Annotated in this window: 12 protein-coding genes; all 12 read left to right on the forward strand. The window is 74.2% G+C overall.

Going from position 1 to position 21,927, the window contains the following annotated elements; translation table 11 throughout:
• Positions 1-5: 5 nt before the first annotated feature.
• The 12 genes from Q3W68_RS22450 (at position 6) to Q3W68_RS22505 (ending at position 21,898) form a co-directional block, all read left to right on the forward strand.
• Positions 6-308, forward strand: coding sequence for a WXG100 family type VII secretion target (locus Q3W68_RS22450; protein WP_013286988.1), 303 nt, complete (start codon positions 6-8; stop codon positions 306-308).
• A gap of 132 nt (positions 309-440) precedes the next feature.
• Positions 441-1,277: a hypothetical protein gene (locus tag Q3W68_RS22455; protein ID WP_302907320.1), complete on the forward strand. Its 837-nt coding sequence runs from the start codon at positions 441-443 to the stop codon at positions 1,275-1,277.
• Positions 1,278-1,319: 42 nt separating this feature from the next.
• Positions 1,320-4,787, forward strand: coding sequence for a hypothetical protein (locus Q3W68_RS22460; RefSeq protein WP_302907321.1), 3,468 nt, complete (start codon positions 1,320-1,322; stop codon positions 4,785-4,787).
• A gap of 2 nt (positions 4,788-4,789) precedes the next feature.
• Positions 4,790-5,188 (forward strand): hypothetical protein, encoded by a 399-nt coding sequence (locus tag Q3W68_RS22465; protein WP_302907322.1) that lies wholly within the window; start codon positions 4,790-4,792, stop codon positions 5,186-5,188.
• On the forward strand, positions 5,185-9,144 hold the full coding sequence (gene eccCa, locus Q3W68_RS22470) for a type VII secretion protein EccCa (protein ID WP_302907323.1): 3,960 nt from the start codon (positions 5,185-5,187) through the stop codon (positions 9,142-9,144). The genes Q3W68_RS22465 and eccCa overlap by 4 nt, the downstream gene beginning before the upstream one ends.
• A 13-nt stretch (positions 9,145-9,157) precedes the next feature.
• Positions 9,158-10,567 (forward strand): type VII secretion integral membrane protein EccD, encoded by a 1,410-nt coding sequence (gene eccD, locus Q3W68_RS22475; RefSeq protein WP_302907324.1) that lies wholly within the window; start codon positions 9,158-9,160, stop codon positions 10,565-10,567.
• 6 nt (positions 10,568-10,573) lie between these two features.
• Positions 10,574-11,929 (forward strand): type VII secretion protein EccB, encoded by a 1,356-nt coding sequence (gene eccB, locus Q3W68_RS22480; RefSeq protein WP_302907325.1) that lies wholly within the window; start codon positions 10,574-10,576, stop codon positions 11,927-11,929.
• A gap of 4 nt (positions 11,930-11,933) precedes the next feature.
• Positions 11,934-14,882, forward strand: coding sequence for a hypothetical protein (locus Q3W68_RS22485; protein ID WP_302907326.1), 2,949 nt, complete (start codon positions 11,934-11,936; stop codon positions 14,880-14,882).
• Positions 14,883-14,886: 4 nt separating this feature from the next.
• Positions 14,887-18,174 (forward strand): right-handed parallel beta-helix repeat-containing protein, encoded by a 3,288-nt coding sequence (locus Q3W68_RS22490; protein WP_302907327.1) that lies wholly within the window; start codon positions 14,887-14,889, stop codon positions 18,172-18,174.
• Between the two features lie 31 nt (positions 18,175-18,205).
• The gene (locus Q3W68_RS22495; protein WP_302907328.1) at positions 18,206-18,526 is read left to right on the forward strand and encodes a YbaB/EbfC family nucleoid-associated protein; all 321 of its coding nucleotides are present in this window, start codon (positions 18,206-18,208) and stop codon (positions 18,524-18,526) included.
• A gap of 119 nt (positions 18,527-18,645) precedes the next feature.
• Complete coding sequence (locus tag Q3W68_RS22500; RefSeq protein ID WP_302907329.1) at positions 18,646-19,281, forward strand: response regulator transcription factor; 636 nt, start codon at positions 18,646-18,648, stop codon at positions 19,279-19,281.
• A gap of 1 nt (position 19,282) precedes the next feature.
• Entirely contained in the window at positions 19,283-21,898 is a 2,616-nt protein-coding gene (locus Q3W68_RS22505) for a hypothetical protein (protein WP_302907330.1), read from the forward strand.
• The last annotated feature ends 29 nt before the right edge of the window (positions 21,899-21,927 follow it).

Below are 21,927 nucleotides of genomic sequence, written 5' to 3' on the forward strand. Positions count from 1 at the left end.
CTGACGTGTCCAACTACACCTTCGACTTCGTGCAGGCAGACGCCGTGCTGACCGACATGAACCGCATCAACGGCCAGATCCAGTCGTCGCTGGAGGAGATGGAGCGCACCGTCGAGGCCAGCCTCGCGCAGTGGACCGGTGCCGCCCAGGAGCAGTACAAGGTCTCGAAGCTGGCCTGGAACCAGGCCGCCGACTCGATGGTCGGCTATCTGGAGCAGGCCCGGATGACGCTGCTGCAGATCTCGGACAACTACGGCACCACCGAGCAGCGTCACGCCATGATCTGGAACGACGTCCGGGGCGGCTGACCCGCCGGACGGCCGCCGCGGACGCGGTGCGGCGGCCCGCGTCGTCCGTCCCCGGCCCGGTGAGCTGGACGACCCGGGCCGCCGGGGTCTGTGCCAACGTTCCGCCGTCGACTCTCGAGTGGAGTGAGCTCCATGGCCCGCATTGACTGGGGATACCCCAACGACAAAGCCATCAGCGCGATGAACGCCTACGGCATGGGCGACGCCGCCCTCAAGAAGCCGGAGGGCACCGTTCAGGCGGCGCACGACTCCTGGATGGCCTTCTACAACAAGAACCAGAACAACCGCACCGGCGTGAACTACGAGAAGTGGAAGGACGAGGTCCGCGCCGAGCATCCGGAGTGGATCGAGGCCCGCGACTGGTACGACAAGAACATCCTCGACACCGACGGCTGGAAGAACCTCGTCAAGACGTACAAGGACAACATCACCGACCCGTCGAACGTGAAGCCGCCCGCGTTCACCGACCAGTCCGACTGGATCGACGACGAGATCTCGACCGGCTCGGGCTTCAAACCGCCGGCGATCAACCCGACGTTCAAGGGTGACACCGCCTCGACCGGTGGCGTGGCGGTCAACACCGCCGCGCTGAAGTGGTTCGCCGAGGAGGTGCTGGCCAAGGTCACCGGTGCCGGGAACATCCTGCTCACCACGGCCGACCAGGTGGGCGCGATCGACCCGCGTCCCGGTGCCTTCGCCCGGGCCGAGGTGCTGCGGCAGGCGATCGTCGGGGCGACGGCCCAGGACGGCGGCGTCAAGGGCGACATGAAGGACATGCTCGTCAACATGAACACCGCCCTGCTCGCGGTGCAGGCCGCCCTGCTGAAGATGGCCGCGGAGTACGAGAACCTCGAAGAGCTGAACGCGCTGACCACCGACAAGCTCGGCGAGATCATGGGTGACTCCTTCAAGGGCCTGGACAACCTGAGCACCTACGGCCAGAAGATCGTCAAGACCGACGGAAACTGACGCGGGCGAACAGGTCTCGCCGCTCGCGAAGAGGGACAGGGCATGGGCAACGGTCTCGGTGACAGCAAGCTCGACGGGTGGAACGACCCCGCGGAGGAGGCGGCCACCTTCCCACCCAAGGTGGTCCCCGTCAGCGACCTGTACGACTACCAGACCTGGGCGAAGGAGACCCGGGGCTGGCGGAAGCTCGAGGCCGCGGTGAACGGCGGCGCCGCGCTGACCACCGAGACCGGGCGGGACCACGCCGAAACGCTGGTGAGCGTCCGGTCCGTCGTCGAGACCGCGCAGGCCTTCCAGGCGACCCAGGACCTGCTGATCTGGCTCGAACAGACCATCCGTACCGCTGTCACCTCGATGGTCGGCGACGACAAGGCGTGGAAGGGGCCGGCGGCCAACGGGTTCCGCGACAAGATGAACTTCTACGCCGACCTGCTCGGCAAGCAGGCAGAGCACCTGGCCGGCGGCGCAATCCCGGACTCCACCACGGCGGCCAACAGCATCAACTCCTCGACCAACCGCAACTCGCTGCCGTCGCAGCTCTACGACGCCGCCAACCACCTGTCCTGGGCCCAGCAGACGATCGCCTACCTGGACCGCGCCTGGGCGACGATCGCCTCGGACAACGGCGTGGGAAGCGGCAGCGGCCCGGTGCCGATCAGCGGCACGGAGTACGAGAAACCGATGGCACAGCAGATGTCCGAGGTCGTCCACACGGTCGCCGAGAAGTACAGGATGACCACCGACAGGGCGGGGACGTCAGGGGTCACCATGCCGACGCCGAGCATCAGCGTGCCGACGGGCCCGCCGATCTCGTCGCCGAACCTCACGACGCCGAACCTCTCGGCCCTGTCGACGGTTCCCCCTCCGGTGTTCACCACGCCCTCCATCGCCGGCGTGACCACTCCACCGGTGAACGCGCCGCCGAACATCACGGTGCCCACGATCACCCCGCCGAACCTGGCCGGTGGGCCCGGCACCGGCGGACCGGGCGCCGGCCAGGGACCGGGGACCTTCACCCCGCCGTCGTTCTCCGGACCCGGCGGGATCGGCGGTCCCACGCCCGGCGGCGGGGGCGCCGGCAGCGGGCTGCCCGGCTTCGACGCGCCCGGCATCAACGGTCCCGGCTTCGACGCGCGCGGCTTCGACGCGCCCGGCATCAACGGGCCGGGCGGCCTCCCGGGCGGCGGTCTGCCCGGCAGCGGCGTACCGGGCGGGTTCGTCCCCGGTGTGGTTCCGCCGGGCATCAAGCCGCCCGGCTCGGCCAACCTCGGCGGCGGCGCGGGCGGCGCCGGTTCGGTCAAGCCGCCGTCGTTCTCCGGACCGGGTGAGGTGGGCGGCCTGAAGCCCGGGGCCGGCACAGGCGCCGGCATCGGCAGACCGGGCGGCGGCTTCACCGCTCCGGGTATCCCCGGCTTCGGCTCACCCGGCGGCGCCGGCCCCGGCGCGGGCGGTGGTCCGAGCCTGCCGGAGAAGCCGGACGCGAACGGTCTGCTCGGCAACAGCGACGACTTCGCCCCCGGCGCCGTCGGCGGTGTGGACATCCCGGCCGCCCCCGGTGGTGCCGTGCCCGGTGGCGGCGGCTTCCAGTCGCCGATGATGCCGGGCATGCCCGGCGCGGGCGCTCCCGGTGCCGGCGGCGGATCCGGTGTCCCCGAGGCGCCTGACGCCAAGGGCCTGGTGGAGGGCGACGAGGCGGACTGGCGGTCACCCGGGTTCGACGGCGTGCAGATTCCCGGTGCACCGGCGGGCGCCTCGTCCGGCGGCGCCGGGCTGGGCGCCGGCATGCCGCCCATGCCCGGCATGCCGGGGCCCGCCGGTGGCGGGAACAATCCCGGCGGGACCGAGTCGCCCGACGCCCGGGGACTCGTCAGCGGCGATCCGGAGACCTGGGGGCCGGTGGGCGTGGACGCGGGCGTACCGGACGGGTCGGGCGGTGCGCCGGCCGGTGGTGACGGGCTCGGCGTCGACGGTCCGCAGATCCCCGCCGCCCCGCCCGTGGCTCCGGGCGTCGGCGTCGACTCGCCGGTGGCGGCGCCGGCCGGCCCCGCCATGCCGATGATGCCCGGAGCGCCGGGTGCGCCGGGCGCCGGTGCGGGCGCGTCCGGCGCCGGTGTGCCGGACGCACCCGACGCCTCCGGGCTGATCCAGGCCGATGTCGACGACTGGCGACCGTCGGCCTCCGACACCGGCGTACCGCAGGCGCCCACCGGCGCGGACGCGGGCGGCGCCGGGCTGGTGGAGCCGGCCCTGCCGCCCTCCCTGCCGAGCACCGGTGCGACGCCGCCGGCGGCCGGTGTGGTGCCGCCGATGGCCGGCCCGGCGGGCAGCAACGCACCCGCCGGGACCACGCCCCGGACCGCGCCCGACGCGTCCGGCCTGATCCGCCCGGACGCGGCCGACTGGACCCCGGCCGGAGCGGGGAACGGCGTGCCGGAGGCGGGCGGCGGCACGGCGGCCGGTGGCGCGGGACTCGACGGCTCCGCGCCGGTCGCGGGCGTGCCCGCCCCGCAGCCGGAGCCGGGCGACGCCACAGCGGGCGACGGCGCGGGTCCCGACGGCTCCGTACCGGTCGCCGGCGTGCCCGCCCCGCGACCGGACGGTCCGCCCGTCGGCCCGGGTCCGGGCGTGCCGGAGGCCGCCGTCGAGGAACCGGCCGCGCCGGAGGTTCCGGCAACGCCCGGGTCCGGCATCGGCGGTACGTCGCCGGGCGCGCCCGTACCCGAGGTGATCGCACCGCCGACGGCGGTGGAGGTGCCGACTGTGGTCGACCTGTCCCCGGCGGTGGAACCGCCGCCGCGGGCCGAGCCGCCCGCGGCCGTCGTGCCGCCCCCAGCCGTCGCGACGCCTCCGGCGGTGGTGTCGCCTCCGGCCGAGCCGGCGGTCGGCGGTGTCGTGGCGGCTCCGGTGATCGTCGGTCCGCCGGGCGTGCCGGGCGTGCCCGCCCAGCCGGGCCTGCCCGCCCCGCCCGGCCCGGTGGCGAACCCACCCGCCCAGGCAGCCGCACCGAACCCGCCCGCGCAGCCGAACCAGCCCGCGCAGCCGAACCAGCCCGCGCAGCCGAGCCAACCGGCCCCGCCGGGTGGTGGCAGTCCGGAGGGGACGCACCGGAAGGCCGGCGTCGCCGTCGTCGTGGCCGAGGGCGAGGTGGCGGTCGTGGTCCCCGGCGCGCTCGGTCTGGCCGGCGCCGCCGCAGTGGCCGGGGTCGCCGGCCCGCAGGCGCCCGGCCGTTCGGCGGCCGGCGCGGACCCCGACGACCCGGCCCGGGCCGGTACGGTCCGGCGTCGCTCCGATCGCGACGACGACCGCGAGCCCGGCGCCGGCCGGGAGCCCGCCGCCGGGCTGCGCGAGGACGACGCCGTCTGGGGCGGTGACAGTGCCCGGCCGGCGGCCGACGACCACGTGCCGCTGGTCCGTCCGGACGACGACCCCGACGACACGACGGGCTGGGACGACCTCAGCGACGCCGACTGGCTGACCGGTCCGTCAGCGGACGACGGCAGGGAAGGGTGACCATGTCGGAGACACCGCAGCGCCCGCGCGCCGTGTGGCGGCGGGTCGCGCCCGCGAAGGCGCCCCGGCCGGCGGACGGCAGGTTCGACTTCTTCAGCGCCGACCTGGAGAAGATGCGCGGGTGCGGCGAGCCCGGCGTCAGCGACGCCGAGTTCACGGCGTCGCTCGCCGAGGAGGAGAAGGCGGCGGCCGCCCGCGCCGAGGCGTTCTGGGCGGAGCAGGAGCGACGGCGCCGGGACGAGGAGGAGCGGGCGAAGAAGGAGAAGAAGCGCCAGGCCGAGGAGGACGACGACGTCAAGGTGGCCGAGCGCTACCGAAACGACCGCTACGCGGTGAAACTGCTGCGCCAGGAACGCACCGTCTGGGGCGGCGACGGCGCCGACGCGGGGACGATCGGATGAGTACGGTCACCGTCAAGCGCCCGCCCCGCGCGCCGGGCCCGGAGGCGCCGGAAGGCTCGATCGAGCTTCAGGAGCCGCCGCTGATGGCGGAGGAGGCCCCGCTCGACTTCCGCTCGTTCGCGATGGTCGTGCCGATGGGCCTCGGCATGGGCGCGATGCTCGCCATGTTCGGCCTCTACAACCGCACCCCGATCATGTACGTGATGGGTGGCGCGATGGCCGGCGGCATGCTGCTCATGGGCGTCATGCAGATCGGCCGCGCGGCCGCCGAGCGCAAGCGCAAGATGCGCGGCGAACGGCGCGACTTCCTCCGCTACATCGGGCAGTTGCGCAAGCAGGCCCGCGAGGCGGCCGACCAGCAGCGCCGGCACGTGCTGTGGAACAACCCGCAGCCGGGCTGGCTGTGGTCGATCGCGATGGGCAGCCGGCTGTGGGAGCGCCGGCCCAGCCACGACGACTTCGGCCGGGTCCGCATCGGTCTCGGCCGGCAGACCGCGATGCTGAAGTTCGACCCGCCGTCCACCAAACCGATCGAGGATCTCGAACCGCTGTCGTCGATCTCGCTGCGGCGGTTCTCCGAGGCGTACCGGACGGTGTCCGGCATCCCCACCTCCGTCGGCCTGCCGAGCTTCACCAGCGTCGAGTTCGAGGGCGCGATCGACCCGGCGATCGACCTGGCCCGCGCCATGGTGGCGCAGCTCGCCACCTTCCACGCCCCGGACGAGCTGCGGATCGCCGTGCTCGCCGCCGAGGTGCACCGGGGCCCGTGGGAGTGGGTCAAGTGGCTGCCGCACAACGCGCACCCCACCGCGTACGACGCGGCCGGCCCGGTCCGGATGTTCGCCGGCAGCCACGACGCGCTGATGGACATGCTCGGCCCCGAGATCACCGACCGGGGCGACCACGACCGGGCCGTCAAACCGACCACGAGCGAACCGTTCCTGGTGATCGTCGCGCATCTGGTGGACCTGCCGGACAGCTCCCGCCTGCTCGGCGCGGGTATCCGCAACGTGGTGCTGCTCGACCTGACCGGCGCGATGCCCGGCGGCCCCAAGGTGCTGCGGCTCACTGTCACCGACGACGTCGTGGAGTTCCCGGCCGGCGCGACGACCGGCACGGCCACGCGTGACGGGCTGGACCAGACCCAGTGCGAGGCGCTCGCCCGGATCATCGCGCCGAAGCGGACCAGCGGCACGCTGGAGGTCTCCGACGAGCCGCTGGACACCAGCTTCGAGCTGACCACGCTGCTCGGCATCCGCGACGCGATGACCTTCGACGTGCAGGCCCTGTGGCGTACGCGGACGCCGCAGCGCAACCGCCTCATGGTGCCGATCGGCGTCACCGAGGAGGGCGAGGTCATCGAGCTGGACCTGAAGGAGTCCGCGCAGGGCGGCATGGGACCGCACGGACTGCTCATCGGCGCCACCGGCTCGGGCAAGTCGGAGCTGCTGCGTACCCTCGTCTGCGGCCTGGCCGCGACGCACAGCTCGGAGATCCTCAACCTGGTGCTCGTCGACTTCAAGGGCGGCGCCACGTTCCTCGGCATGGACAAGCTGCCGCACACCTCGGCGGTGATCACGAACCTGGCCGACGAGCTGCCGCTGGTCGACCGGATGCAGGACGCGCTCAACGGCGAGATGACCCGGCGGCAGGAGATGCTGCGCGCCAGCGGCTACGCCTCGCTGTTCGACTACGAGAAGGCGCGCGGCAACGGCGCCCAGCTCGTGCCCTTCCCGGTGCTGCTGATCATCGTGGACGAGTTCAGCGAGCTGCTGTCCAGCAAGAGCGAGTTCATGGACCTGTTCGTGTCCATCGGCCGGCTCGGCCGGTCGCTCGGCGTGCACCTGCTGCTCGCCTCCCAGCGCCTGGACGAGGGGCGGATCAACCGGGTCGAGGGGCACCTGTCGTACCGGCTGGCGCTACGCACGTTCTCCTCGATGGAGTCGCGGTCGGTGATCGGCGTGGGCGCCGCGTACGAGCTGCCGCCCGAGCCCGGCAACGGCTACCTGAAGGTGGACACCACGAACCTGGTGCGCTTCAAGGCGGCGTACGTCTCCGGCGCGTACACCGGAAGTGGGCGCCGCGGCGGCGTCGCGGACGCCGGGGACGAGCCGACCGCGGACGTGGTGCCGTTCACCACCCGGCAGGTCGCGGTGCGCCACGACCCCGGGCCGGAGCGCCCGGCCGAGCAGGTCGAGGAGCCCGCCGCCGACGCGAACGGGCCGAGCCTGGTCGAGGTGCTGCTGGACCGGCTCGCCGGCTCGGGTCCGCCGGCCCGGCAGGTCTGGCTGCCCCCGCTGTCCAGTGCGCCCAGCCTGGACTCGCTCATGCCGAGCGTGCTGCCCGACCCGGTGCGCGGCATGACAATCGCCGACCCGGCCGTCCAGGGCGGCCTGCGGGTCCCGGTCGGCGTCGTGGACCGGCCCGCCGAGCAGCTGCGCGAGCTGCTGGTGGTCGACCTGAACGGCGCCGACGGCCACGTCGGCATCGCGGGCGCACCGCAGAGCGGCAAGTCGACGCTGCTGCGCAGCCTGATCCTGGCGCTGTCGCTGGCGAACACGCCGCGCGAGGTGCAGTTCTACGGCCTCGACTTCGGCGGTGGCGGTCTCGCCTCGGTCGCCGGCCTGCCGCACGTCGGCTCGATCGCGACCCGGATGGAACGCGACCGCGTCGTCCGGACGGTCGAGGAGGTCCTCCAGGTCATGGAGAAGCGGGAGGCCGAGTTCGCGCGGCACGGCCTCGACTCCATGTCCAGCTACCTGGCCAAGGTCGCCGAGGGGGTGATCGAGGACGGCTTCGGACATGTCTTCCTGGTCATCGACGGCTGGTACACGATGAAGCAGGACTTCCAGGAATTGGAGCAGAAGTTCCAGGAACTGGCCTCGCGTGGCCTGTCCTTCGGCGTGCACGTGATCGTCACCGCGACCCGCTGGTCGGAGCTGCGCACCTGGATGCGGGACCTGCTCGGCACGAAGCTGGAGCTGCGGCTCGGCGACGCGATGGAGTCCGAGCACGGCTCCCGCAAGGCGGCCACGGTGCCCAACCAGGTCGGCCGCGGCCTCACCGCGGGCGCGCTGCACTTCCTGGCCGCGCTGCCCCGGATGGACGGCAGCTCCGAGGTGGGCGACCTGGCCGAGGCGACCAAGTCGGTGGTCGAGGAGATCGGCACGTTCTGGCCCGGCCCGGCCGCCCCGCCGGTACGCATGCTCCCCGCGCATCTGATGGTCGAGACACTGCCGCCGCCCGCGTCCGACTTCAAGTTCGTCATCGGCCAGGACGAGCAGCGTCTCGCCCCGGTGTGGCACGACTTCATGGCCACCCCGCACATGCTGGTCTTCGGCGACAGCGAGACCGGCAAGACCAACCTGCTGCGGCTCGTCCTGCGGTCCATCCAGCAGCACTACCCGCCGGAGCGGGCAAAGGTCGTGCTCGGCGACTCGCGCCGCGACCTGGACACCGCGATCGGCGCCGCGTACCAGGTGGGCTTCGCCTTCACCGGCGACAAGATGCACGAACTGGCCGGCCACGCGTCGGTCTCGATGAACCGGCGGATGCCCGGGGCGGACGTCTCGTCCGAGCGGATGCGCAAACGCGACTGGTGGGAGGGGCCGGAGCTGTTCGTCATCGTCGACGACTACGACCTGATGACCAAGAGCACCGGGATGGGCTCGACGCTCGACCCGCTCCTGCCGTTGCTGGCCCAGGGCGCCTACATCGGGCTGCACGTGATCGTCGCGCGGAGCACCTCCGGCGCGATGCGGGCCATGATGGACCCGGTGATCCGGCGGATGTGGGAGCTGGGCACGCCCGCGACGCTCTTCTCCTACCCCAAGGAGGAGGGCAAGTTCCTCGGCGAGGCAAAGCCCCGCCAACTGCCGCCCGGGCGCGCCCAGCTCGTCACCCGGCGCGGCGTACGCCTGATGCAGACCGGTTTCGTGTCGGACACGGCCCGATGAGAGAGGCTCGCTGGTGACCGCAGCGCTGAACGACCAACTGTGCCGGATCACGGTGATCGGGCCGGCGCGCCGGGCCGACCTGGCCGTGCCGGCCCGGATGCCGGTGGCGAACCTGATGCCGCTGCTGGTGCGGCACACCACCGACCTGGCCCGGTTGCCCGACGGCGAGGTGCCCGACGAGTCGTGGGTGCTGCAACGCCTCGGGCAGGCGCCGTTCGAGCTGTCCGGCACGCCGGAGAGCCTGGACTGGCTGGAGGGCGAGGAACTGCACCTGCGCCCGGCGCAGGACCCGCTGCCCGAACTCGACTTCGACGACCTGGCCGAGGGCGTCGCCACGGTGGTCAACCGGCGGGCCGACAGGTGGCAGCCGGAGTACCGCCGGGTGCTGTTCCTTCTGCTCTCCCTGGTGGCGATGGGCCTGATCGCCGCCGTGCTCGTGGACCGGGGGCCGGTGCTGCCCCAGGTGGTCGCCGGCGCCGTGCTCGCGGTCGGCCTGTTCACAGCGGCGATCGTCAGTGCCCGCCAGCAGACCGACGGCGCGTTCCCGTTGCTGTTCGGCGGCGGCGCCGCCTTCTTCGCGGCGGTCGCCGCGTCCAGCGCCGTCGACGGCGACCCGGACGGCGTGGCCTGGAACGCCACTGCCGGGCTAGCCGCCGCCGTCGCGATCGTCGCGGTGACCGCGTTCCTGCTGATCGCCCAGCGCACCGTCACGCCGGTCATGCCGTTCGCCCCACTGCTGATCGCCGGGCTGACCGCCGCGATGGTGGTGCTCGTGCTGCTGGCCGGCGACGGCTTCGCGCTCACCGCGCCGGAGGTCTCCGCCGTGGCCGTGTCGGTGATCCTGGTGCTGATCGTGATCGCGCCCCGGGTGGCGGTGAAACTGGCCCGGCTGCGCGGGCCCCAGCTGCCGAAGACCGGCGCCGACATGTCGTACGACATCGAGCCGGAGGACTCCGACCTGGTCAAGTCGCGCGCCGACGAGGCGGACACCTACCTGACCGCCTGCATGACCGCGTCCGCCCTGGTCCTGCCGGTGCTGATGCACCACACCATGCGGGCGCCGGGCTGGTCCGGGTGGACGCTCGTGCTCGTGACATCGAGTGCAATCCTGTTGCGCTCGCGTACCTTCTTCGGGTTCTGGCAGCGGGTCGCCCTGGTGGGGGCCGGTACCGTCGGCTACCTCATGGTGGCCCTGATGTTCTCCGACAAGCTCGCCCCGACCGGCCGGTACGTCCTGCTCGGCGGGCTCGTCGCCCTCCTGGTGCCGCTGGTGATGGCCGCGCTGCGGCCGTGGCCGCGGCGCATGCTGCCGTTCTGGGAGTACACCGCCGGCGGCCTGGACGTCGCCACCGGCCTGGCCGTGCTGCCGGTGCTCGCCCAGGTGCTCGGGCTCTACGCCTGGGCCCGCGGACTCTTCGGGTAGCCGGCCGTGCAGACCCAGCGCGACCACGTCCACGCCCACCAGTTCATGATGGGCCGGTTGAGTTCGGCCCTGGTGCAGGGCGACCCGTCCACAGCCGAGATACCCGGGCAGCGCGCCGTCACCGGCCTGGCCTTCGGCGTGCTCATCAGCGTCCTGGTCGTGGCCGGGTTCGCCGTCTACGGCTGGATCGTCCCTGGCGGCAGCAAGGCGTACACCAAGAGCGGCGTGATCCTGGTGGAGAAGGAGAGCGGCAACCGGTACGTCTACCTCGACGGCGTGCTGCGCCCGACGCCGAACCTCACCTCGGCCATGCTGATCCAGGGCGGCGGCGCGACCGTCAAGCTGATCTCCAAGGAGTCGATCAAGGACGTTCCGCGCGGGCCGTCGATCGGCATCGACGGCGCCCCGCAGTCGGTCGCCACCGGGTCGATGGTCGCCGGCCCGTGGCTGGCCTGCCTGCCCGGCTCCGTCGCCGACGAACCCGGCGACCGGCTCGGCATCAACCTCGACCCGCGTGCCGAGGCCGTACCGGTGCCGGCCGACCGCTTCGCCGTCGTCCGCCGCGCCGACGGGCCGACCTACCTGGTGACCGCCGGCCGCAAGCACCGCGTCGCCGACCCCGCAGTGCTCGCCGCGCTCGGCGCCACCACCACCCGCAAGGTGCCCGCACCGCGGGACTGGCTCGACTTCCTGCCCGACGGACCGGACCTGGCGCCGGCCACTGTCCCCGGCGAGGGCCGCTCCGGCCGGGTCGGCGACCGCACGTACCCGATCGGCACGCTGTTCCGCCAGCGTCCCGACACCGGCGCGGAGCAACTGCTGGTGCTGCGCCGCGACGGCCTCGCGCCACTGAGCCGGACCGAGTTCCTGCTGGCCACCGCCGCCTCCGGGAAGGAGCCGGTGGAGCTGAGCGCCGCCGAACTCGCCGCGGCGCGGATGTCGGCCGACCGGTCCCTGCTCACCCGGCTGCCCGACCTGACCGGCCTCACCCCACAGGAGCCCGGCCCGTACGCGCTGTGCCTGCGGCAGAGCCCGGTGGACGGGACGCGGTTCGACAGCACCGCGGTGCTCGTCCCGCCGGCCCGCTCCGGCGTCCGCCCCGACGGCCGCACGACGGTGCTCCTGGCGCCCGGCAGCGGCATGGCGGTGCTCCCGGCGCCGGTCGGCTCCGGTGTGGCGCAGCCCCTGCCCACGTACATCGCGGACGACGGAAAGGCGTACCCGATCGGCGACCAGGACGCGGTACGGGCGCTGAAGCTCGACCGGGTCGTGAGCGTTCCCTTCCCGAGGCAGCTGCTCGCGCTGGTGCCCCAGGGGCCGGCGCTGAGCACGAGGGCCCTCGCGGCCGCAGAAGTGGGGTAGGTCGATGGCAACCCGGATCCGGGACCTGTTCGGCGGCGGCAAGGACCGCCCCGGGGGCGTCGTCCAGCACACGGTCGGCAACGCCCTCGTGGTGCACGCCGAGGACGCCATCAGTCCCGAGGCCCAGTCGCTGGCGCTGTCCGTGATCGAGGACGCGGAGAACGACGTGGTCGTGCTCGACCTCGGCGACGGCATGCCGATCAGCGCGTGGGAGGCCATGGCCGGGGTGCTGCCGCGCCGCCGCCGCGGCATCCGGCTCATCGCCTGCGGCCGGCACGGCAACTCGGCGGCGATGGCCGGTCAGTGGCTCTCCGAACGCCTCAACCGCACGGTCATCGCCCCGGACGGCGACCTGGTACGCGGCTCGGCCGGGACGCTGTTCGTCCACTCCGCGCCGGGCAGCGGCTGGGTGCGGTTCCGGCCCGGCCGCCCGCCGGCCTGGGACGCCAAGCGCTACCCGACGCCGCGATGGGACCGGGCCGCGATCGACACCCGGCCGTCCAGCGCCACCGCGGAGATCGAGCCGATCCCCGCCGGGGTCTGGATCCACAGCAACCGCGACCCGCAGGTGGTCGACCCGCAGCGGCAGCGGCTCACCGCGTACGTGCCCTGCCAGGCGGAGACCATGACCGTGCTGCTGGGCTGCCCCGGCACGCCGCCGCTGTCGCTGGACGACGTGGTGCGCTTCTGGCGCGGGCTCGACGAGGAGAACCGGCAGCGGGTGCGCTTCGTGCAGTTCGGCGAGGTCCGGATCCCCGAGGGCGAGGCGTTCGGCCAGGCGCTCGCCGACCTGCTGAACACCGAGGTCACCTGCTACACCGGCGTGCCGATCGGCAGCCCGCACCGGTACGAGATCCGTACCGTGCTGCCGGACGGCGCATTCGGCTGGGCGCCGTACGCGCTCGAACTGTCCTACTCGCCCCGGGCGCACCCCAACTCGCGCGCCCGCCGCCCTGCGGTGCTCAGCCACCGCCCGCCGCTTCCAGGTGCCGAGGAGGTAGCGCCCCGGGTCTACTGGTTCGCCCCCGGCGCCGTGGTCGAGGTGGTGCAGACCGGTCTCTGGGTACGTTCCACGGCCGAGCCGAGGAACGCCGAGCAGGTCCGGTCCGCGATGCTCGACGCGCGCAGCGGCACGCTCGTCTTCGACGACACCGTGCACTCCACCGCCCACCGGATGCGGGAACTGGCGCTCGACCTGGCCGCGCGGGTCGACGGCATGGCTGGTGCGGGCCGCGCGCTGATGCCCGCGTCGGTGCTGGTGCCCGGCGCGAAACCGGCCAGCCGGGCCGAGGTGGTCATCGACCTCGAAGCCGAGACGCGCGCGGTGGGCACGACAGTGCCGGTGCCCGCGTACGCGGAGGTCGCTCCGCCCGCGCCGGTCGCCCCGCCCGCCGCGGACAGCGTGGTGGTCGCCGTGCCCGCCCCGGTCCCGGCTCTCCCCGCCGACCTGGAGCAGGCGCCCGCGTCACGGCCGTCCTCCGCGCCGCCGCTGCCCGCACCCCCCGCGGTGCCGCTCCCGGTCGCGCCCGCACCGCCGCCGTCCCCGGTCGCGCCGCCCGGGGTCGAGTTGCCGGCTCCGCCCGTGGTGCCGATCGTGTCCGCGCTCCCGGATCCGCCGGCGGCGCCGGTACCGGCAGCGCCTCCGGTCGTGGCCGAACCGCCCCCGCCGGTGGTGTCCGAGCCGCCCACGGCGAAGACGGTGCCGATCGCGTCCGAGCTGCCGGCCCCACCGGCTGTGCCACGGCCGACGGCACCGCCGGTGGCGCCAGTGGTGGTGTCCGCGCCCACGCCGCCGGTCGCCGCCGGTGAGCCGGTCACGCCCGCCGTGCCGGCGGGGTTCCGCGAGCCGGCGCCGCCCACCATGCCCGCCGGTTTCGGTCAGGCGCTCTCGACGACACCGGTGGCGGCCGGGCCGGGGGCGCCGGTCGCGGCTCTGCCGTCGGTGCCGGTCGTCGCGGTCGACCTGCCACCCGCCCCGCCCGCCGGAGCCGGTCCGTCGCGCCTGGCCACGCCCGCGCGGACCGCCGAGCCCGCCGGACAGGCCGAGCCGTCGAGTGCCGCCGAACCCTCGAACGCCGCCGAGCCGGCGCAGGACGCCGAACCGGCGCAGGACGCCGAGCCGGCCGAGGTGGCCGCCGAGGCGCGGGTGCAGCCGGTGCCCTCGGCCGGCGCGGGCGCGCTGCTGTCGGAGAAGAAAGGGCTCGCCGATGAGCGCGCCTGGCTGCGCCGCACGCTCAGCCGCGAGTTCGACGTGATGGCCAGCTCGGTGTCCCGGATCATGTCCGAGCACCCGGGCATGCAGGGCTCCGGCGCGTCCACCGAGGACGTGCTGGCCGACTCGGTCGCGCTGCGGCTCTACCTGACCGGCCGCGGACCGGGCGTCGACGCCGGGCTGCGGTCGGGTCGCAAGGGACCGCACGTGCCGTTCGCGCGTTGCGTGGTCGCCGGAGTCTCCCGGATGCCGTCCTTCCGGGGCACCACCGTCTACCGGTTGTCCCCGACCGCCGGGGAGTGGGCGCTCTACCAGGACCGGCGGCTGGTCACCGACTGGAGCTTCGTCAACGCGCTGACCCAGCCGTGCGCGTCCGAGGACGGCGACACCGACGTGCTGATCTGGTCGATGACCGCCCGGCGGACCAGCCTGCTGGAGCCGGAGGGGGACGAGCACGTCGAGGACCGGGTGCTGTTCCTGCCCGGTACGAACTTCAAGGTGCTGGACCTGCGCCGGCCCTCGGCGGGTGAGCGCGGCGCGGTCCTGCTGCGGGAGATCGGCGCCAACGAGATCGACGACACCGGCCGGGTCGACCCCAACCGGGTGTCGCTGGACGAGCTGGCGATCACGTCGCTGCGGCGCAGCGTGGACCGCTGGGCCACGGCCGAGCCCCGGGTGCGCGTCGGCGCGGCGGCCCGCGGGCGCCTGCGGGTGCTGCCCGGCCTGGACCGGAAGGGATGACGCGGTGAGTCGGCAGGTTCTTGTGGTGGGCGACCGGAAGCCGGGTTCCTATCCGACGATCGGCTCCGCGCTGTCCCGGGCCGAGCCCGGCGCCACGATCGACGTCCACCCCGGCCGGTACGTCGAGAAGCTCGTCGTCGGCGACCGGGTGACGATCAGCGCGGCCCAGCCCGGCACCGTCGAGGTGCACGTGGAGGAGGGCAGCGTCCTCGTCGTGCGCGGCGAGGGCGCCCAGCTGCGCGGCATCACGCTCAGCAGCGCCGACACCACGCTGGCGGCGGTCGACGTGTACGCGGGCGAGGTGGCGCTCGACGACTGCCGGGTCAGCGGCGCCTCCTGGGTGACGCTGCTGGCCCGCATGCAGGGCACCGTCGCGCTGCGCGGCTGCGACGTGACCAGCTCGGCCGGCGCGGGCGTGGTGGTGATGTCGGCCGGGTCGAGCACGATCGAGGACACCGACGTCCACGACGTCGCCACGAGCAGCGTGGTGGCCGGGGAGCAGAGCGCCCTGACGCTGCGCCGCTGCCGCCTGCGCACGGCCGGCGCGAACAGCGTGTGCGCCGGCGGCGACGCGCGGCTCACGATCGAGCAGTGCGAGATCACCGGGGCCGGCAAGCCCGCCCTGGTGGTCGAGCAGCGCGCCTGGGCCCGGATCCGCGGCCTGTCCGTCACCGGCAGCGGCAACGTCGACGTCTTCGTCCGGGGCGAGGCGGACGTGCAGATCAGCGACTCGACGTTCACCGGCGCCGCGGTGCAGTCGGCGCACATCGCCGAGGGCGCGTCGCCGTCGTTCCGCAACTGCACGTTCGGCGGCGCCGGGCACACCGCCGTCCAGGTGCTCGGCGGCGGCCGGCCGACCTTCACCGACTGCACCGTCCAGGACGCGCCGGTCGGCATCGCCGTCAACGGCGGCGCGCCCCGGTTCCTCGGGCTGACCGTGCGGGGCACGCGCGACAACGTCGCCGTGCTCGCCGGTGAGTCGGCTGTCGTGCTCCAGCGGCTGCGCGCCGAGATCACCACGGGCGGCGGGGTGCTGGTCCAGGACAGCGCCTCGCTGGAGGGCACCGACCTCGTGGTGGACGCGGGCGAGGCGGCAGCGCTCACGCTGACCGGGCCCGCGCGGGGCGTCGTGCACGAGGCCCGCCTCACCGGCACCGGCGCGGCAGCCGTCCGGGTGGGCGCCGGCGCCGACCTGACGCTGCGCGCGGCCCTGCTCCGGGGTTCGGGCGTGCTGGCCGAGGGCACGCTCCAGCTCGGGGACAGCGAGATCGCCGGCGCGATCCGCGACGGCCTGCGGGTCACCGGGTCGGCGACCGTCACACAGATCCGGGTGCGCGACGCCCGGGCCGACGGGATCGTCTTCGAGGCGGGCTCCCGAGGGTCGGTCAGCGACGGGGAGGTGCTGGGCAGCGGCGCGGCCGGCATCGCCGTCGACACGGTGGAGCCGGTGTCGCTCGCCCGGTGCGTGGTGCGCGACAGCGGCGGCGAGGACGTCCGGCGTTGCCCCGGCGCCACGGTGACCATCGAGGCGATGACTGTGGGCCGCCCGCAGGCCGCCCCGGCGCCCGCCGGCCCGCCGGCCGCCGCGCCGGTCCCGGTCGCCGACGACGGGGGTACGGCGGCGGAGAGCGGCGCGGACGAGCTGAGCGAGCCGCTCCGCGAGCTGAACGGGCTGATCGGTCTGCGCGGCGTGAAGCAGGAGGTCACCGCGCTGATCAACCTGATCAAGATGTCGCAGGTCCGGCTCCAGATGGGCCTGCCGATGCCGCCGATGAGCCGGCACCTGGTCTTCGCCGGCCCGCCCGGCACCGGCAAGACCACTGTGGCCCGCCTCTACGGCTCGGTGCTCAAGGAACTGGGCATCCTGTCCAAGGGCCACATGGTCGAGGCGGCGCGGGCCGACCTGGTGGGCCAGTACATCGGCTCCACGGCGATCAAGACCACCGAGCTGGTCACCAAGGCGCTCGGCGGCGTGCTCTTCATCGACGAGGCGTACACGCTGTCCAGTGGCTCGGGCGGCTCCGGGCCGGACTTCGGCCAGGAGGCCATCGACGCGCTGATGAAGATGATGGAGGACCACCGCGACGAGCTGGTGGTGATCGTCGCGGGCTACTCCGAGCTGATGGAGCAGTTCCTCGCCTCCAACCCCGGTATGGCGTCCCGCTTCACCCGCACCATCGAGTTCCCGAACTACTCCGTCGAGGAACTCGTCACCATCACCTCGAACCTGGTCAGCAAGCACTACTACGAGCTGACCGACGACGCGGTGGAGGCGCTCACCGCGTACTTCACCCGGGTGCCGAAGAACGCCACGTTCGGCAACGGCCGGGTGGCCCGCAAGCTGTTCGAGGCGCTGATCAACAACCAGGCGTCGCGCCTGGCCACCACGCCGCCCACGAAGGACAGCGAACTCAACCGGCTCACCGCCGCCGACGTCGAGCCCGAGCTGGCACTGCTGGAGGACCTGCCGGTCGAGCAGGCCGAGCAACCCGACGCGGCGACCGACCCGACCGGCGCGATAAACGCGGCCCGCAGCTGGAAGCGGATCGGCGGCCTCGTCGGCGGCCAGCGGGTGAAGGAGGCGGCCGGGCAGACGCTGTTGCAGCTCTGCGAGGGTCGCAACCGCCGGCGCGGCCCCGGCCGCACCGGCAACGTGCTCCTCGCCGGCCGGGTCGGCAGCGGCCGCAGCGAGTACGCCCGGCTGTACGCGGCCTGCCTGTCGGAGCTGAGCCTGGTGCCGGTCGGCCATCTGGTGCGGGTGAGCACGAGCCGGGAGCTGGCGCCGCAGTGGCCCGGCCAGGCCGGGAGCCTGGTGGACGCGGTCCTCGACGACGCGGCCGGCGGCGTGCTCCAGCTCGACTACGTCGACGACTCCTCGGGCGTGGCGCCGGAGATCGCCGAGGCGCTCGTCGGCCGGATGCGCTCCCGGCTCGGTGACCCGGTGGTGGTGCTGACCGGCGAGGAGGCGGCCCTGGCGAGCCTGCGGGCGGCGGTGCCGGCGGTGAACGAGGTGTTCGGCCAGCAGTGGTCGGTACCCGAGTTCAGCACCGACGAGCTGGCCACGATCGTGCTGCGGCACCTGGTGCGGCGGGGCCACGAGGTGCCGGACGACGTCCGGGCCGCGCTGACCCAGATGGCCGGCCGGTTGCCCGAGCGCACCGTCCACGCCGCCCACCAGTTCTCGCTGGCGCTGACCCGGCGCACCGGCTCCCGTACCCTCGCGCTCGCCGACCTGGCCGCGCCCGGCCCGGCGGTCGGCGAGCGGCTCGGCGGCCTGGCCGCCGTCGGCTGACCATTCCCCGTCCCGCACAGAAAGGCCCGGCATGCAGCCCGAGTCCAAGCCGATCCCACCCTCGTTCCAGGAGTTCATGGAGAACGCGCAGCGCCTGGAGGACCAGATGCGCAACGCGCAGTCGGAGCTGGAGCGGGCGATCGTCACCGGCCGCTCGCAGGACGCCACTGTGGTGGTCATGGCCAGCGGCCTGGGCAAGGTCCAGGCCGTCCGGGTCGACCCCCGGGTCTACGAGCAGCGTGACGCAGCGTCGCTGCAGACGGCGATCATGGAGGCGATCCAGGCCGCCGCCGCGAACGCCGGCAAGCTCGCCACGGAGAAGATGGGTCCTGTAGAAATCAATCTTCACTGACTGAAAAAAGTCTGACCAGGGCTTTCGTTCGGATCTTCACGGTTCGGTGCCATTGGGAAGGAGAGTGTGGAGATTTCCTGAAGGGCTCTCCATGAGACTGTCAGCCCCTACTGACAGTGATGGAGATGGCTGTGGAGCAAGTTGCCGTCTTTGTGCACGCGCCCGACCCGCTGACCCACACCGGCCTGACCGCCCACCTCAGGTCGCGCTCCGACATCACGCTGCTGGACAGCGCGGACCGGACGCGGGCGCAGGTCCTGGTCGTCGCGGCGGAGCGGCTCACCACCGACGTGATCGCCATGCTGCGCCTCGCGGCGACCGAGATCGGCGCGCCGGTCGTCCTGGTCACCACGGAGGTCAGCGAGCAGGAACTGCTGACCGCAGTGGAGTGCCGGGTCGTGGCGGTCCTGCCGCGCGCGACGGTCACCGCCGAACGCCTCGTGCACAGCGTCCGGGCGGCCGCCTCCGGCGGCGGCGTGCTGCCCCCGAACCTGGTGGGCGAGCTGCTCAAGCACATCGAGCGGCTGCAGCGCGACGTGCTCAACCCGAACGGGCTCAACGCCTCCGGCCTGACCGCGCGCGAGATCGACGTGTTGCGGCTGATGGCCGAGGGCTTCGACACCAACGAGATCGCCGACGAGCTGCGCTACTCCGAACGCACCGTGAAGAACGTGATCTACGGCCTCAACCACCGGCTGAAGCTGCGCAACCGCTCGCACGCGGTGGCCTACGCCCTGCGCTCCGGCATGATCTGAGGTGATCACGCGCCACACCGTCGGCAACGCCCTGGTGCTGCACGTCAGCGAGCGGATCAGCACGGAGGCCCGTACGGTCGCGCTGTCGGTGGACCGGGATCCCGACAACGACATCGTGATCCTGGACCTGCAACACGAGCTGCCGTTCGACATCTGGGACACGGTCGCGACCGAGCTGCGCCGGCAGCGCCTGCGCCGGGGCATCCGGCTGGTGGTCTGCGGCGCCCGCCCGGAGACCGGGGCGCTCGCCGGCCAGTGGCTCTCCGACCGGCTCGGCCGGCCGGTGATCGCCCCGTTCGGACGGATGATCCCGGGCGCGGCGGGGCTGCTCTTCGTGCACGCCGAGGATCTCGGCGGCTGGGTCTGCTACCGGCGCGGCCACACGCCGGTCTGGCAGTCGAAGCGCTATCCCGTACCGGCCTGGGACGGCGCCGCCGTGGACCACCTGACGATCAGCTCGACCTGCGCCGCCGAACCGCTGCCCGGCGGCGTCTGGCTCCGGGAGAGCCGCGACGAGGCGGCCGTCGCCGTACACGGAAGCCACCTCACCTCGACGATGCCGTGCCTGCCGGACGCGATGCCGGTCCTGGTGGGCTGCCCCGGGACGGCGCCGCTGCGTCTCGACGACATCGCCCGGTTCTGGCGCGGCCTGGCGCCCGAGGGCCGCGAGCACGCCCGCTTCGTCCAGTACGGCCCGGTCGCGCTGCCCGACGGCGAGCAGTTCGGGCAGGCGCTGGCCGACCTGCTGCGCTGCCCGGTGCGCGTCTTCACCGGCGTGCCCAGCGGCCGGCCCGGCGGCCCGGCCATGTTCACAGTCGACGCCGACGGGCGGCCCGGCTGGCAGGTCTTCGCCGAGGAACTGGCCTACCGTCCCCGGGAGACGCTCGGGGCGAAGGCGGTGACGCCGCGGATCCTGCGTCACCGCGCGCCGCCGGAACTCGGCGAGCCGGTCGGCCCTCGCGTCTACCAGTACGCCCACGACGCGGTGGTCGAGGTGATCCCGTCCGGCCTCTGGCTGCGCGCCCCGGAGCCGCCCCGGCACGCCGACCGGATCCGCGCGGTCCCGATGGACCCGGACCGCGTCCGGCTGGTCGTGGACGATCCGGCATCGGCCGTGGCCGACCGCCACCGCGAGCTGGCCGGTGACCTGGCGGCACGGCTGGACCCGGCGACCCGCAGGCGCGCGGCGGTGCAGCCGTCCTCGCTCGTGGCGCCGGGACGCCCGGGGCTATCGGCGCGCGGGATCGAGGCCGGTACGTACCGGCACGCGACCGCTCACGCCGCCGACCTGCTTCCCGCGCCGTCGGTGCCGGCGCCCGTCCCGGAGGCCGTGCCGGTCGCCGTGGCCGGCCCGGCCGCGCCGGCGACGGACGAGGCGGCCGACGTCGGCGCCGCTCTCGCGAGCGCCGGCTCCACCGCCTCGCCGGACGAGGCCGGGCTGAACGGGGCCGGGCCGATCCGGGCCGGGCTGAACGGCGCCGGGCTGAACGGCGCCGGGCCGAACGGGGCCGGGCTGAACGCCGCCGGGCCGAACGGGGCCGGGCTGAACGGGGCCGGGCCGGACGGGGCCGGGCCGGACGGGGCCGGACTGAACGGGGCGCGGCTCCACGGGGCCGGGTCGGACACGGACGGGCTGCACGGCGCCGGGCCGGACGTGGCCCGGCTCCACGGGGCAGGGCCGGACGAGGCCCTGCCGGACGACGCCGGGCCTCGGGTGGCCGGGTCGGGCACTGCCGGTCCGCACGTGGCGGTGCCCGACGTGGCCGGGCCGGCCGGGCCGGTGCTCGGCGGCGGCGCGGGCTGGGCGACCAGCCCGACGATGACACTGCCGGTGCACCGCCCCGCACCGGCGCCCGTCCGCTTCCAGCGCACCCCGGCCGACGACGCGCGGGGCGTACGCCCGGGGCCCGACCTGGACGAGGAGCGCACCTGGTTCCGGCGCGCGTTCCGCCGGGAGATCGCCGCCGTGGCCGCCGACGTGGCGGGCGTGCTCGCCGCGCATCCGGGGCTCGGCGGCGGCGCCGACGCGACTGAGTACGCCACAGCGGTCCGCCTCTACCTCTCCGCCGCGGGCGACGGCCTCGACCAGGCGCTGCGGTCCGCCGAGCCGGGCGGTCACGTGCCGTTCGCCAGGTGCGTGTCCGCGGGCGTACGCCGGCTACCGGCGCACCGTGGCGTCGCGTACGCAGCCGCCGAGCTGACCACTGCGGACCTGCGCCGGATCGCGCAGCGCCGGGTGCTCACCGACTGGGGGTTCACCAACGCGCTCGCCGAGCCGCCCGCCGACCTGCCGGGCACAGTCGAGGTGCTGGTCTGGTCGGCCACCGCGCGGCGTACGGCGGCGTTCGAGCCGGGCGACGGCGTACCGGCCCGTGTCCTCTTCCTTCCCGGTACGGCGTTCACCGTGCTCCAGGTGCAGGAGCCGGAGGCCGGTGCCCCCGCCCGGCTGCTGTTGCGGGAACTGGCGGTGGAGGAGCCGCCGGTCGACGGGCGGGTACGCTTCGACGCCCTCGCCCTCGCCGCCCTGCGCCAGCACCTCGCGCGCCGGACCGGACCGGGGACGCCGGTCCCGGCGGCCGCCGCACGCCGGTTCGTGGCCGTGCCCGGGCTGCGCTAGACGTCCTGCGGGCATCTGTCCGCTTTCGC

This window comes from Micromonospora sp. C28ISP2-4, from assembly GCF_030519385.1.
Lineage (GTDB): Bacteria > Actinomycetota > Actinomycetes > Mycobacteriales > Micromonosporaceae > Micromonospora > Micromonospora tulbaghiae.